General features: G+C 69.1%; 14 protein-coding genes and 1 pseudogene. 12 read left to right on the top strand and 3 right to left on the bottom strand.

Annotation, left to right across the window (positions count from 1 at the left end):
- Positions 1 to 125 precede the first annotated feature (125 nt).
- Together Q8M13_RS13825 and Q8M13_RS13820 are read left to right on the top strand one after the other, a co-directional pair.
- On the top strand, positions 126 to 1,232 hold the full coding sequence (locus Q8M13_RS13825; protein WP_305300523.1) for an IS110 family transposase: 1,107 nt from the start codon (positions 126 to 128) through the stop codon (positions 1,230 to 1,232).
- A 517-nt stretch (positions 1,233 to 1,749) separates the two neighbouring features.
- The gene (locus tag Q8M13_RS13820; protein ID WP_305300522.1) at positions 1,750 to 3,738 is read left to right on the top strand and encodes a ParB N-terminal domain-containing protein; all 1,989 of its coding nucleotides are present in this window, start codon (positions 1,750 to 1,752) and stop codon (positions 3,736 to 3,738) included.
- Between the two features lie 53 nt (positions 3,739 to 3,791).
- Here the strand turns inward: Q8M13_RS13820 and Q8M13_RS13815 are convergent, their stop codons facing one another.
- A complete protein-coding gene (locus Q8M13_RS13815; RefSeq protein ID WP_305300520.1) occupies positions 3,792 to 4,157 on the bottom strand; it encodes an MmcQ/YjbR family DNA-binding protein in 366 nt (121 codons plus the stop codon).
- Positions 4,135 to 4,467 (bottom strand): hypothetical protein, encoded by a 333-nt coding sequence (locus tag Q8M13_RS13810; RefSeq protein ID WP_305300519.1) that lies wholly within the window; start codon positions 4,465 to 4,467, stop codon positions 4,135 to 4,137. The genes Q8M13_RS13815 and Q8M13_RS13810 overlap by 23 nt, the downstream gene beginning before the upstream one ends.
- 477 nt (positions 4,468 to 4,944) lie before the next feature.
- Between Q8M13_RS13810 and Q8M13_RS13805 the strand changes: the two genes are divergently transcribed.
- The 10 genes and pseudogenes from Q8M13_RS13805 (at position 4,945) to Q8M13_RS13760 (ending at position 13,561) form a co-directional block, all read left to right on the top strand.
- Positions 4,945 to 5,256, top strand: a complete 312-nt coding sequence (locus tag Q8M13_RS13805) for a DUF736 domain-containing protein (protein WP_293492781.1) — start codon at positions 4,945 to 4,947, stop codon at positions 5,254 to 5,256.
- Between the two features lie 72 nt (positions 5,257 to 5,328).
- Positions 5,329 to 5,562: pseudogene (locus Q8M13_RS13800) on the top strand (ArdC-like ssDNA-binding domain-containing protein); the annotation flags it as partial.
- 84 nt (positions 5,563 to 5,646) lie between these two features.
- The gene (locus Q8M13_RS13795) at positions 5,647 to 6,672 is read left to right on the top strand and encodes an IS110 family transposase (protein ID WP_293492882.1); all 1,026 of its coding nucleotides are present in this window, start codon (positions 5,647 to 5,649) and stop codon (positions 6,670 to 6,672) included.
- Positions 6,673 to 6,922: 250 nt separating this feature from the next.
- Complete coding sequence (locus Q8M13_RS13790) at positions 6,923 to 7,591, top strand: ArdC family protein (RefSeq protein WP_293492779.1); 669 nt, start codon at positions 6,923 to 6,925, stop codon at positions 7,589 to 7,591.
- Between the two features lie 125 nt (positions 7,592 to 7,716).
- On the top strand, positions 7,717 to 7,992 hold the full coding sequence (locus tag Q8M13_RS13785; protein WP_293492777.1) for an AlpA family transcriptional regulator: 276 nt from the start codon (positions 7,717 to 7,719) through the stop codon (positions 7,990 to 7,992).
- Positions 7,993 to 7,995: 3 nt separating this feature from the next.
- Complete coding sequence (locus Q8M13_RS13780) at positions 7,996 to 8,550, top strand: S26 family signal peptidase (RefSeq protein WP_305300516.1); 555 nt, start codon at positions 7,996 to 7,998, stop codon at positions 8,548 to 8,550.
- Between the two features lie 61 nt (positions 8,551 to 8,611).
- Positions 8,612 to 9,208, top strand: coding sequence for a lytic transglycosylase domain-containing protein (locus tag Q8M13_RS13775; RefSeq protein ID WP_293492774.1), 597 nt, complete (start codon positions 8,612 to 8,614; stop codon positions 9,206 to 9,208).
- A 243-nt stretch (positions 9,209 to 9,451) separates the two neighbouring features.
- The gene (locus tag Q8M13_RS13770; RefSeq protein ID WP_293492773.1) at positions 9,452 to 11,158 is read left to right on the top strand and encodes a VirD2 family relaxase/mobilization nuclease; all 1,707 of its coding nucleotides are present in this window, start codon (positions 9,452 to 9,454) and stop codon (positions 11,156 to 11,158) included.
- Positions 11,159 to 11,168: 10 nt separating this feature from the next.
- Complete coding sequence (locus Q8M13_RS13765) at positions 11,169 to 13,121, top strand: conjugal transfer protein TraG (protein ID WP_293492772.1); 1,953 nt, start codon at positions 11,169 to 11,171, stop codon at positions 13,119 to 13,121.
- Positions 13,118 to 13,561 (top strand): CopG family transcriptional regulator, encoded by a 444-nt coding sequence (locus tag Q8M13_RS13760; protein ID WP_293492771.1) that lies wholly within the window; start codon positions 13,118 to 13,120, stop codon positions 13,559 to 13,561. The genes Q8M13_RS13765 and Q8M13_RS13760 overlap by 4 nt, the downstream gene beginning before the upstream one ends.
- Here the strand turns inward: Q8M13_RS13760 and Q8M13_RS13755 are convergent.
- Entirely contained in the window at positions 13,558 to 14,049 is a 492-nt protein-coding gene (locus Q8M13_RS13755; protein WP_293492769.1) for an HtaA domain-containing protein, read from the bottom strand. The two genes, Q8M13_RS13760 and Q8M13_RS13755, sit on opposite strands and share 4 nt — an antisense overlap.
- Positions 14,050 to 14,065: the final 16 nt, after the last annotated feature.

The following is a 14,065-nucleotide window of genomic DNA, read 5'->3' as shown; positions in this document are numbered from 1 at the left end:
AGACCTGACATATCCGCCGGCAGGTGTCGTCCCGACCCAGAGCTTAGTCCGCATGTCCTTTTGCTATCGAGATAGCGGAGCCGAAGCGCCGCATCCTCCTCCGATGCCGCCATCGGAGGAGAGACATGGGCACGCTCTACATCGGATTGGACGTTCACAAGCTCAGCATTGCGGTCAGCACCGCCGAGGACGGACGCGACGGAGCGGTCCGGTTTCTCGGCGAGATCCGCAACACTCCGACGGACGTCGCCAAGCTAGCGAAGCGGCTGGCGAGGGACGGCAGCCAGCTGGAGTTCTGCTATGAGGCCGGCTGCTGCGGCTACGGCGTCTATCGTCAGCTCACCGAGCTCGGCCACGGCTGCATGGTCGTGGCGCCGTCGCTGATCCCCAGGAAGCCGGGCGACCGGGTGAAGACCGATCGACGGGACTCCCAGAAGCTGGCGGTCCTGCACCGCTCAGGCGACCTGACGCAGGTCTGGGTGCCAGATCCCGTCCACGAAGCGATGCGCGACCTGGTGCGCGCCCGGCTCGCCGCTGTCGGCGCGCTGATGCGGGCGCGCCAGCAGTTGCTGTCGTTCCTGCTGCGGCACGGCCGGATCTACGAGAAGGGCAAGCCTTGGACCCAGCGCCACCGCGTCTGGCTGGCGGCCCAGGTCTTCGAGCAGCCAGTGCACCAGATCGTCTTCCAGGACTATGTCGAAGCGATCTTCACCGCCCAGGATCGGCGCGATCAGTTGGTCGCTCGGATTACGGGCCTTATCCCGTCCTGGTCGATGGGGCCGGTGGTGGAGGCGTTGCGGGGGCTTCGTGGCCTGGAGACGATATCGGCCGTCACCTTCATCGCCGGCATTGGCGACCTCAGCCGCTTCGAGACCCCCAGCCAGCTGATGGCCTACCTCGGCCTGGTGCCCTCCGAGCACTCGAGCGGCGACCACGTCCGCCGCGGCGGCATCACCAAGACCGGCAATGGCGAGGCGCGACGGATGCTGGTGGAGGCGGCGTGGAGTTATCGCTACCCGCCGCGGGTCGCTCAGGAGAAGGTGGAAGTGCTGGTGCGCCTGCCGAAGCCCGTGCGCGACATCGCCTGGAAGGCTCAGGTGCGTCTTTGCGATCGGTTTCGCAAGCTGACCCATTCGGGGAAGAAGCCGACTGTGGTGGTGACGGCGATCGCCCGGGAGTTGGCGGGCTTCGTCTGGGCGATCGGGCAGCAGGTCAAGCCGGCGGCGCCCTGAGGCGCTGCGCCCGCCGGCCTGTTGGGCCGGGGGCGGGATGGAGGTCAGGGTGATCCTCGAGAGCCCCTTGGGCCAGCCCTTGGCTGACGCCCGTGCTTAGTGAGAGGCAGCCCGCGACGACAAGCGTTCATGCGGTACCCAACCCGCGCATGGAAGTCTGATCGACCGTCGCCTTCGCCGTCCCGCCCTCGACCCAACAGCAGGACCACGACAGTCGGAATCTCCGCGCCTTCGGCGCGGAGCGGGTGTTCTCACGCCCCAGCACTGAAAAAGGACATGGAAGGGGCGCCGCCCCTCGCGGCGGCCAGGGTGAGGCGGCGCGGGCGCGCCGCCGTGCGGCCGGTGTCCCCGACCTTCCGCGCCGGGCACGGCCGGCGCCGATCAGGTCCGTCAGGCTTGTGCAGGTCGGGTGATCCCCCTCCGGCCGCCCGCCCTGGCCTCTGCTACCCCCGGTCTCGCCGACGGGCAGGGCTGCATGCGCGCCTTGCGCATGCAGCCTGACCCAAAGGAGGTCGCCATGACCAACGACAGCCCCATCGAGATCGTCTCGGGAACAGAGATCGACATCCCCCTCAACAAGCTGAAGAAATCGCCGCGCAACGTGCGCAAGGTTCCGCATACGGCCGCCGCCATCGAGGCGCTGGCCGCCAGCATCAGCGCCAAGAAGATGCTGCAGAAGCCCGTGGTCGAGCCCGAACGCGACGGGGACGGCGGTCTGACGGGCTCCTGGCTGGTGACCATCGGAGAAGGGCGCCGCCTCGCCCTCAACCTGCTGGCAAAGCGCAAGTCGATCAAGACGTCTCACCCCGTCGCCTGCGTCATCGACACCGAATTCGATCCGCAGGAGATCAGCCTCGATGAAAACGTCACGCGGTCGGCCATGCATCCCGCCGACCAGTTCGAGGCCTTCCGCGACCTCAACGACCGTCTGGGTTGGGGCGCCGAAGAGATCGGCGCCCGGTTCGGCGTCTCGGCCCAGGTGGTGCGCCAGCGCCTTCGGCTGGGCGCGGTGTCGCCGCAGTTGATCGGGGTCTATCGCGAGGACGGCCTGACGCTCGACCAACTGATGGCCTTTGCGATCACGGAGGATCACGCGCGCCAGGAGCAGGTCTATGCGAGCCTCGCCTACAACCGCTCGGCGGGTTTCATCCGCCAAGCCCTGACCGAGAGCAAGATTGCCGCAGACGACCGCCGGGCGGTGTTCATCGGCGTCGAGGCCTATCTTGAGGCGGGCGGCGCGCTGACCCGCGACCTTTTCACCGAGGATCGCGGCGGCTGGCTGGACGACGTGGTTCTGGTGGAACGGCTGACCACCGAGAAGCTGGCCGCGCTGGCCGACGACGTGCGCGCCCGCGAAGGCTGGAAGTGGGCGCAGGCCGCTGTGGACTTCCCGTCGGCCCACGGTTTAACCCGCACCTATCCGCGCAGGGTGGAGCGCACCGAGGACGAGATCGCGCGGATCGAGGCGATCTCGGCGGAGTACGACGCCCAGGTCGAAGCCTTCGCCGACATCGAGGACCTGCCTCCTGAGGTCGAGGCGCGGTTGAAGGAGATCGAAGCGGAGTTGGAGGCGTTGGGCGAGGACTATGCATATCGCCCCGACGAGGTGGCCCGTGGCGGCCTCTTCGTCTGCCTCGCCTATGACGGCCAAGCTCGGATCGAGCGGGGCTTCATCCGGCCCGAAGACCTCGCGCCCGAGCCGGAACCCGAGGCCGAAGGTGGCGAGGACGACGCGGGCGACGGCGTCGCAGCGCCGGAGCGCGAGACCGAGGCCGAGGAGGACGACGACGGCCTTTCGCCGCTCTCCGACCGCCTCGTGGCCGAACTCACCGCCTTCCGCACCGCATCGCTTCGCGATGCCATGGCCGAGCAGCCGGAGGTGGCGTTCCTCACCGTGGTCCACGCCCTGGCGCTGCGGGTGTTCTTCCCCGCCGGCAATGCAAGCTGCGCCGATATCCGGATGGCCTCGCGCGGCCTTTCGGCAGAGGCGGCGGGCATCGAGAACGGCCCGGCGTGCCAGCGGATCAACTCCCGGCACGAGACTTGGGCGCGTCAGATGCCCGAAGCGGCCGAAGACCTCTGGGCGTTCGTGGTCGACCTGGACACCGACAGCCGGCTGGCGATCTTCGCCCACTGCGTCGGGCTCTCGCTCGACGCAGTGCAGGGCTGGCAACGCCGGCCCCATGCCCTGGCGCAGGCCGACGCCCTAGCCGTCCGCCTGGGGCTCGACATGTCGCTCGATTGGCGCGCGACCGGCGCGACCTACTTCACCCGCGTGACCAAGGCCCGCATTCTTGAAGCGGTCGGTGAAGCCTCGGGCGCCGAGGCGGCCGAACGCATCGTCGGCCTCAAGAAACCGGAGATGGCGGCTGCGGCCGAGACTCTGGCGGCGGAGACGGGGTGGTTGCCCCGCGTTCTGCGCACGCCATCGCGGGACGCCGACGCCGGTTCGGTGGACGTGCTCGAAGGCGAGGGGAGCGCGGCCGAGGTGATGGCGGCGGAATAGACGGGCGCGCCAAGGGCGAGCCGCCGCCCAACCCCGGTTGGGCGGCGGCCTCGTCATGCGCGCGCCTGGCTCGCGTCGTGGACCAGCCGCCACGCCGCCTGGACGAGAGGCGCCATCAGGCCCGCGTCCAACCCCGCAAGGCGCACGCGCGTCACGCCGCGTCGCCCCCGGCCGCCCGGCTCTGGCGACAGCGCCGGCGATTTCCCCATGAATGCGGCCTGGTCCTTTGGCGTCAGGCGCACCACCGCCCAGCCAGGCTCGGGCCAGCCGACCGTCGCGGAGGCCTTGTCCCGGATGCGAAACTCCTGGGATCCGAGCACCTGCTTTTCGACCGCGCGCGGCAGGCTCAGCGCCATCTGGCGAAAGTCGTCCGCGCTCACCATTCGGGACGAGCCGTCATTGCAAAAGCGGACTTTCATCGTCGTATCCTAGGGCGTCCACGTGCCAGCGAACCGGGGCGCGCGAGGTCGTCCCAAGCTTAGGACGCGGCCGATCCAGCGGATGGACCCGGAGGGTGTCCAGGCCCTGGGCCAAGGCCCAACTCCAGCGCGGATGACCCGGCCCGATCTGACGGTTGATGGCCTCGCAGCGCTCGCGATGCAGGACCGTATAGCCGCCATCGGCGTCGCGGCGGGCGAGGGCGGCCAAGCCAGGGCTACGCAGGAAGCGACCGTCGTGGTGCGAGACGGCGAAGTCGGCGGCGCCGTCGATGAAGATCGTGTCCGTCATGAGAATCGCCTCCGGTCCGCGAGCTTGTCCGAGAGCTGCTTGCCTCGCCACCGATCGATCACCTCCAATCCCGTGATCCGAGCGCCTTCACCCACCGCCCGCGCGGCCCCGAGCAGCGACTGAGGCGAGGTGAACAAGGCCCGGGCGCCCAGGTCCGCGCCGACAAGGCTTGGGAGAGCCGAGGGGCGCCGTAAGGCCTCCATGTCCGCTGAGGGACCGGCCAGGGCGGCCTCTCTGGGCGTGATCGGTCCGGCGGGTGCGGGCGCGTTGCGCCCCGGCCGTCGCCGCAACGCCGCCGCGCGCCTTCTTTCCCCTGCCGCGCCTTGGGCCACGTCATTCCTCGCGAGGCAAAGAAGCCGCCCGTCGGCGTCCTGCGCTGACGCTTCGGGCCAGATGGCTGCGGCGCCGGTCGCCCCCCGGCCTGGGGATCGCCATCGAGGCCGCGACAGGCGCGGTCCGAGCAACAGGAGATCCACCATGGCCACCATCGGCACCTTCACCAAGCACGAAGACGGCTCCATCAGCGGCGCCATCAAGACCCTCACCCTCAACGTCAAGTCCGCGCAATTCCGGACCGCCGAGAAGGAGAACGACAAGGCCCCGGACTACCGCATCTTCGCCGGCGCCACCGAGTTTGGGGCGGCCTGGAAGAAGACCAGCCGTGAGAACCGGGACTACCTCTCCGTCAAGCTGGACGACCCCAGCTTCGCCGCCCCGATCTACGCCTCTCTGGTCGACGCCGAGGACGGCTACGCCCTGATCTGGTCGCGCAGCCGCGCCGCCGACTGAGCCCTGGCGCCGCCCGCGCCTGCGCGCGGGCGGCGCCCATCTCCCCCAACCAGCACAAGATCGGAGGCCGTCATGGCCCGTCCAACCTCCGCCGTGCGCCCAGACGCCCGGCCCGACCTCTACACCCGCGTCACCAACGCCATCGTCGCCGACCTCGACCGCGGCGTTCGCCCCTGGACCCAACCCTGGTCGAACAAGACAGCGACCTCGAGCGTCAGCCGGCCACTGCGGCACAACGGCCAGCCCTACAACGGGATCAATGTCGTCCTGCTCTGGTCGGAAGCTGCGGCGCGCGGCTTCATCGAACCGACCTGGATGATGGGGTGGACGGCCCCTGCGACTGCAGATGTGAATTCGGAGGGGGCTAGCCACAGAGCAGGAGGACCCACCATGCAGCTCACGACCATCGGCTTCGATCTCGGCAAGAACGTCTTCCAGGTCCACGGCGTCACTGCCGACGGCCAGGTGATCGTGCGCAAGAAGTTGGGCCGCGCCGAAGTGCTGCCGTTCTTCCGCAGCCTGGATCCATGCCTCGTTGGGATGGAGGCTTGCTTCTCAGCGCACCACTGGGGGCGCGAACTCGCGGCCCTGGGCCACCAGGTCAAGCTGATGCCGCCCAGCTATGTGAAGCCTTACGTCAAGCGGGGGAAGAACGACGCGGTCGACGCCGAAGCGATCTGCGAGGCGGTCAGTCGACCGACGATGCGCTACGTGCCGCTCAAGAGTGCTGAACAGCAGTCGGTTCTGATGCTCCATCGCATCCGCGATCAACTCGTCCGCCAACGCACCAGCCTCTACAACGCGCTGCGTGCTCACCTCTCCGAGGTTGGCATTATCGCGCCACCCGGCGTGAAGCGTGTGCCGGAGCTGCTGCAAGTCGTCGAGGCCGAGCGAGACCGGCTGCCCGCTCTGATGCTCTGCGCCTTGGAGGTTTTGCTGCGGCAGCTTCAGGAGGTCAAAGACCGGATCCGCGAGGTGGAGCAGCACATCTTTGGATGGGCCAAGACCAATGACGCGGCACGGCGCCTGGCCACGATTCCTGGCGTCGGCCCCGTCACAGCCGCAGCGATCGCCGCCACGGTGACCGACCCCAGCCACTTCAAATCGGGTCGCCAGTTCGCCGCCTGGATCGGACTCGTGCCGAGACAAAACTCCAGCGGCGGGAAAGATCGGCTCGGGTCGATTTCGAAGATGGGCGACCGATATCTTCGCCGACTGCTGGTCGTCGGCGCCACTTCGATCATCCGCTACGCCCGCACCCGCGGCGGGCCGCGCCAGGCTTGGGCGATGGCGCTGCTCGAGCGACGTCCCGCCCGGCTGGTGTCCGTCGCGCTGGCCAACAAGGCAGCGCGAATCGCCTGGGCCATCCTCACGCGTGGCGAGGTCTATCGGCCGGGTGTCGCCGGGGCGCTTTGAGCGCGTCAGCGATTACGGCTCAAGTTGCAGGAGTGCTGATGGTGTGATGACGACCCGGTCAACCCGGGGATCGGGAGAGCCCACGGTAGGTTAGGCGCCTCGAGCGCGTCTGGATGATTGGGACCCGGTCCGCGGACTTCATCAGGGCCAGCGGCCACGTGCGCCGCGCAAACAGGCCGGACACATGACTGCTGCCTGACCGGAGCGAAATCTCAGCTGACGCCCCTTGCAACGCAGGGGCCGTCCACACATGACCTTCCGCCAGGCGCTGGCGCTCGGAGGACATGTCCGCAAGGGAGAGACTGGTTCGATCGTGGTCTACGCCAACCGCTTGGCGCGGACCGAGCCGGACGCCGAAGGCGTGGACGTCGAGCGCCACATCTCCTTTCTGAAGGCCTACACGGTGTTCAATGTCGAACAGATCGATGGGCTGCCGGACCGCGGCCAGGCGTGCGCCCGGCCGACGTTAGATCCCCACGCGAGGATCGCCCGCGCCGAAACCTTCTTCGCCGCCACGGGCGCAGACATCCGCCATGGCGGTGCGCGCGCCTACTACGCGATTCACGCCGACCACGTGCAATCGCCACCCTTCGAGGCCTTCCGGGACCCGGAGAGCTACTACGCGACCCTGGCTCACGAATGCGTCCATTGGACCGCGCATCCCAGCCGCCTCGACCGGGACTTCGGTCGCGGGCGCTGGGGCGATGAGGACTATGCGCGGGAAGAGCTTGTCGCCGAACTGGGCGCTGCGTTCCTCTGCGCCGACCTCGGGCTGGACCTCACGCCACGCGAGGACCATGCCGCCTACCTGGCCAGCTGGCTGCGGGTCCTGAAGGGCGATCGCCGCTTCATCTTCACCGCCGCCGCCCATGCGGCCCGCGCCTGCGACTATCTCCAGGGATTGCAGCCGATCCGCTGATCCCGAGCGATGGCGGAGTCGCGACCCTGCGATTTCGCCATCAACCCCCCGACTCGCTCTCCGCCAGGTTTTCGAGGCCGCGCTGCCGCTCCCGGTCGCGGCTCGGAAATACGCGGAGACAGAAGATGACAGACACATCCACACCCATCCCGCCGCGAATGCTGCGCACCGCCGAGGCGGCTCGGTTCCTGGGCCTCTCGGGGCGGACCTTGGAGAAGCACCGCACCTTTGGCACCGGCCCGACCTACAAGAAGATCGGCGGCCGCGTGATCTACGCCGTCGGCGACCTGCAAGCCTGGGCTGACCGGGGTGCGCGCACCTCCACCACCGACCCCGCCGCGAGTGTCGTCCACCCCGCGCGCCGGCCGCGGCCGCCGGCGGCCTGGAGCGTCGGAGGATAGGCCGTGCCACCTGTCGTTACGGCGCAAGCCAGGCGCCGGCCTCGTCCGATCATTCTGTTGATGGGACTGGCTGGCCTCGCCCTGGGGCTCGCGCCCGCGCTCGCCGCCTGGCCGCCGGCTCTCGTCTGGAATGCGACGGCCAGCGCGCCTGTGGGGCTCTATCTCTGCTCGCACCCGGGGAGCATCGCTGTCGGCGATCTGGTGGCGGTGACGCCGCCCAAGCCGCTCGCCGACTGGCTCTCAACCCGCGGCGCAGCGCCCCATGGTGTCCTGCTTGTGAAGCGGGTGGCGGCCCTGCCGCCCTCGCGCCTGTGCTGGACGCACGGCCAGGTGAGCGTCGACGGCCGCCAGGTCGCGGTGGCGGCGTCGCACGACAGGATGGGCCGCTCCCTGCCGGTGTTAGGGGGGTGTCAACGTCTGCAGCCTGGGCAGGTGCTTCTGCTGAACGAGGCGGTCGGCTCCCTGGACGGTCGCTACTTCGGCCCCCTGGCCTCGTCCCAGATTGTGGGCCGGGTGAGGCCGTTGTGGACGGTTCGGGAGCGTGGCCGTGGCGGCTAGGATCGCTACAGTCCTCGGCGTTCGGCGCGAAGGTCGGCGCAGGCGCCCCATGCGATGGCTGTTGAGCGGCGCACTCGCGATGGGGACGCTGGGACCTCCACCGGCCTACGCGGCCGGTGAGCATCTGGCGCCCGAGATTCGCGCCGCGCTGGTCGCCGAAGCCGCCGAGCGTTTTGCAATTCCAGCGCCCTGGATCGTCGCTGTGATGCGCGCCGAAAGCGCCAACGACCCGCGGGCACGGTCATTAGCTGGCGCGCTCGGCCTGATGCAGATCATGCCCGATACCTATGCCGAACTGCGCACGCGCTACGGCCTGGGCGCAGATCCCTATCATCCCCGCGACAACATCATGGCCGGCGCCGCCTATCTGCGGGAGCTCCACGCGCAGTTTGGCGCGCCAGGCTTCCTCGCCGCCTACAACGCCGGGCCGGGGCGATATCTTCAGTACCTGGCCGGGACCCGCCCGTTGCCCCAGGAAACGCGGGACTATGTGGCGATCCTTGCGCCGCAAGTTCAGGCCGCAGTTCCACCCCACGAGCTTCGTCTCGACCTCGCCCCTCGGTCGCTTTTTGCAAACCTGGACGGCCCCGCGGCGGACGGGGCGCCAGCGGGCTCATCCTTGTTTGTCGCCGTGTCCAACGGGGCGAACGCGCCATGACCGGTCTCGTGATTCCCGGCGCGTCGTACGGCCTCGCAGGTTTGGCGGTCTTTAAGCGGGGTGCAGGGAAGGTGAGGGGGGAGGACAGGATAAAAGGCGCGAGGCGGGTTGGGTTTGAGGCAAGAAAAAGGACCGTAAAAACAGTTGGCTACGGCGATGTGCGTGGGGCGTTGGCAGGCTGCCATCTGCGCCCGTCCCTTGGCCCCCAAGGCTTTCAGACACCTCGCTCCGCAGGGCGGCGCCATGAACGACGATGACTTCATCCTTCGCCCCGGTCGCTCGCGGTCCCGTGGCGCCGGCGGTCATCGCACCTTCGTCGGCGAGGCCCTGGCCGCCGCAGCGCGCGCCGGCGGTCTGCATCCCGGCCGCTCAAGCCTCAAGGGCGCCTTCGGCCGAGGGCGGGCCTCCAGCTTGGCGGCAAGTCGGTTGGGCGCGCGCACCCGCAGCGCCGTCATCAAGGCCCGTGTGGTGCGTCACACCCGCGGCGGGGCGCCGATGGCGCTCCACCTGGCCTATCTCCAGCGCGACGGCGTCACACAGGACGGGGCACGGGGCGACCTGTTCGGCGCCCAGGGGCAGGATGCCGACGCCAAGGCCTTTGTCGCGCGCTGCGCTGACGACCGGCACCATTTCCGCTTCATCGTGTCCCCGGACGACGCCGAGCGCCTGGAGGATCTCCAGGCCTTCACCCGAGACCTCATGGGGCAGGCGGCGCGCGACCTCGCGAGCGAGCTCGACTGGGTGGCTGTCGCTCACTGGAACACAGGTCATCCGCACATCCACGTCCTGGTCCGCGGCAAGGCCGATGACGGAAGCGACCTGGTAATCAGCCGCGACTACATCTCCCACGGCCTGCGCGCCCGGGCCGCGGAGTTGGTCACACTCGAACTCGGGCCGCGCAGCGACCTCGAAGTGCGCCGTCAGCTCGAGCGCGAGGCGAGCGCCGAGCGGTGGACCGCGCTGGATCGGCGACTGGTCCGCGACGCCGGCGCCGCGGGGGAACTGGACCTGCGGCCGCCTCGGCTGGGCAAGCCCGATGCGGACCATCAGATCCGCGTGACGCGACTGCGCAAGCTGCAGGCCTTGGGCTTGGCCGAGGCCGAGCGGCCTGGCCGGTGGCGTATCGCACCGGATGCGGAAGCAACCCTGCGAGCCTTGGGCCGTCGGGGCGACATCATCGCGCGGCTGCACAACGCCTTGGGCGGACCGGGAGGTGAGCGCGACCCGGCGACCTACCTCGTCGAGGACGCGCCGCCAGTCGGCCTTGTGGGTCGCCTCGCCGCACGGGGCCTGGACGATGAGCTGTCCGGTTCAGGCTTTGCGGTCATCGATGGGATCGACGGGCGCTCGCACCATGTGGTGTTTCGAGAGCTGGCCGACACCTCCGACGCCCCGATCGGCGGCGTCGTCGAACTGCGCGCCGTTGGGTCGCGGGGAAGATCCGTGCTGGCGGTGCGGTCCGACCTTTCGATCTCCGAACAGATCCAGGCCGACGGGGCGACCTGGCTCGATAGACGACTGCTGGCCGGAGGCCGATCCGACATCGCCGAGCATGGCTTTGGCGCGGAGGTGCGCGAGGCCCTGGAGGCGCGGGCGGCACGGCTCGCGCAGCAGGGCCTTAGTCCAGGCGGCGGGTCGACCGCCTTCGCACCGAACCTGTTGGCTACTCTGCGGGCCCGGGAGTTGGCGGCGGCGCAGGCGCGCCTGGCCGCCCAGTTCGGCGCGCCCGCACCGACCCTTGAACCGGGTGAATCCGTGTCGGGCGTCTATCGGCGCCGGCTCGATCTCGCCTCCGGCCGCTTTGCGGTGATCGAAGGCGCAATGGGCTTCTCGCTGACGCCCTGGCGCGAGGCGTTCGAGACGCGACGCAATCAGACGGTCGACGGCGTCGCAGGCCACGGGGGCGAGGTCGAATGGCGGATCGGGCGCCTCCGCGGACCCGCCAGATGAGGAGGTTGAGATGTCGGGAACCAAGGTGATGTGGGGCCAGCTCGCGCTGGTGGGACTGATCGTGTTGGCGACCACTTGGGCGGCGACGGAATGGACGGCTTGGCGCCTGGGGTTCGACCCTGGACTGGGGGCGCCCTGGTTTAGGGTCGAGGGTTGGCCGGTCTATCCGCCCCCGGCCTTCTTCTGGTGGTGGTTCGCGTTCGAGGCCTACGCCCCCCAGGTCTTTGTCGAAGGCGCCGGCATCGCCGTCAGCGGCGGGGTGGCGTCTGTCATCGTCTCATTGCTGCTGTCCGTGTGGCGCGCCCGGGAGGCGCACGACGTCACCACCTACGGCTCGGCCAGGTGGGCGCTGCAGCGAGACGTCAGGAAGGCGGGTTTGCTGACCGGCCGCGGCGTGATGCTGGGCGAACTGGCCGGACGATACCTGCGCCACGATGGACCCGAACATGTCCTATGTTTCGCACCGACCCGAAGCGGCAAGGGCGTCGGTCTGGTGATCCCGACGCTGCTCACCTGGCCAGGCTCGGTGATCGTCCACGATATCAAGGGCGAGAACTGGACCTTGACATCGGGATGCCGCGCCTCGGTCGGGCGGGTGCTGAAGTTTGATCCGACCAACGCCGAGAGCGCCGCCTACAATCCGTTGCTGGAAGTGCGGCGCGGCGACAGCGAGGTGCGTGACGTCCAGAACGTCGCCGACGTGCTGGTGGACCCAGAAGGCGCCCTGGAGCGGAGATCGCATTGGGAGAAGACCAGCCACAGTCTGCTGGTGGGCGCCATCCTGCACGTGCTCTACGCCGAGGAGAACAAGACCCTCTCCGGCGTCGCGGCGTTCCTGTCAGATCCCAAGCGACCGATCGAGACGACCCTGCACGCGATGCTCGCCACACCGCACCTCGGTGATCGACCCCATCCGGTCGTGGCCTCGGCGGCGCGGGAGTTGCTGAACAAGAGCGAGAACGAGCGCTCAGGCGTGCTGTCGACTGCAATGTCCTTCCTGGGGCTCTATCGCGACCCGGTGGTGGCCAAGGTCACGGCGCGATGCGACTGGCGGATCGCCGATCTGGTCGACGGGGAAAGGCCCGTCAGCCTCTATCTGGTTGTGCCGCCCTCCGACATCAGTCGGACCAAGCCGCTCATGCGCTTGATCCTCAACCAGATCGGGCGGCGGCTGACCGAAGACCTCAAGGCCGGCGCCCATCGTCAGCGGCTGTTATTGATGCTCGACGAGTTTCCGGCCCTCGGGCGTCTGGACTTCTTCGAAAGCGCCTTGGCCTTCATGGCCGGCTATGGCCTCAAGGCCGTGCTCATCGCCCAGTCCCTCAATCAGATCGAGAAGGCCTACGGCGCCAACAACGCCATCCTCGACAACTGTCATGTGCGCATATGCTTCGCCACCAATGACGAGCGGACCGCGCGCCGCGTCTCAGACGCGCTCGGCACCGCCACCGAATTGCGCGCCATGAAGAACTATGCCGGCCACCGGCTCTCGCCTTGGCTGGGGCACCTGATGGTCTCGCGCCAGGAAACCGCGCGAGCGCTGCTGACGCCTGGCGAGGTGATGCAACTCCCGCCAGAGGAGGAACTGGTGCTGGTGGCCGGGACGCCGCCGATCCGGGCGCGCAAGATCCTCTACTACCGGGACCGCGAGCTCCAGGCGCGTATCGCCGCCGCAGCGGGCTCGACGCCCGGGCCGCCACGGTCCGACGACTGGTCGGGCCGCGCCCCAATCGGCGCGGTCCCGCCCGTCGGCCCACCCCGGCGCCCGCTCGCCGATGACGGCGGCTTGCGGCGCGAACCTGACCTTCCGCAGGAGGCTCCCGAGACCCAGGTCGAAGGCGAGTTCGAGTTCATCGACCTCGATCAGGAGGACGACCTTGGCGGAGCCGGTACGTTCCAGGCCGGGTTCGGGCAAATCGCCCGGCAGGCCGCGCTGGACCCCGACGACGGGGTGGACCTGTGAGCGCCAAGTCCCGCCTTTCGGTCTATCTCGAGCCGACCCTGCTGCGCGCCCTTGAACGGTTCGCCCTTGAGCACCGGAAATCGAAGTCGCTGGTGGCCGAGGCGGCGATCTCGGCCTTCCTGGCGCCCGATGCCGTCGAGCGACCGGACGCGGCCCTGATCCGCCGTCTCGATCACCAGAACCGCACGGCCGAGCGCGCCGACCGGAACCTCGCCATCGTGATCGAGATGCTCGCCCTCTTCATCCGCTTCTGGCTGACCACCACGCCGACCCTGCCGGAATCGGCCCAGGCCGCGGCCCGCGCCAAGGGACAATCGCGATACGATGGCTTTGTCGTCGCCCTGGGTCGCCGCTTGGCCAAGGGGGGGCGGTTCGTCGACGGTCTGTCGCCGGACGCGCCGTCTTCAGCGGCTCCCCGCGATCGCGACGAAGGAGCCTAGGCCTCGACCCTCAGGCGCAGGGGATCGAGCGGGGTGCGGATCGGATAATGGTCGCCGAGCAGCTGGCTGCCTTCGAGAGTCAGGATCGCGGGGACGCTGACCAGGCCCTCGTCGTCCCAGCCCGCCGCGCCAATGTCGAGGTGCGCGATCACGATCCGGCGGCGACGTTCCAGGTCTTCGGCGACGGACATCACCGCGGCGTCCGGGGTGATCTCGATGATCGGATCGGCGAGCCGAACGGCGAGTATGCCGCCATGTCCTTCGAAAGTGACTTCGCCTCGGAAGCGGCCGAGCCCCACCAGCGTCCCATCCGCGTCGCGCCGCAGGCTCGAGTCTTCCTCCGCCAGGAAGGTGAAGCCGCCGTCGCCGCTTCGGGTCGCGCCGCCGCGCGCCAGAATGGCGCCGCCAACGCCGTGCACATAGCTGCGGAAGGTCTGTTTCACACCCCAGTCCAGGGTCGAAACCCACCCCCCACGCGGCTCACTCATGGCTCTTCTCCACCAG

Origin of the sequence: Phenylobacterium sp., from assembly GCF_030681155.1 — a bacterium.
Taxonomy (GTDB): Bacteria; Pseudomonadota; Alphaproteobacteria; order Caulobacterales; family Caulobacteraceae; genus Phenylobacterium.
The sequence above is the reverse complement of the archived record's forward strand: the minus strand, read 5'-3'. Positions and strand labels throughout refer to the sequence as shown.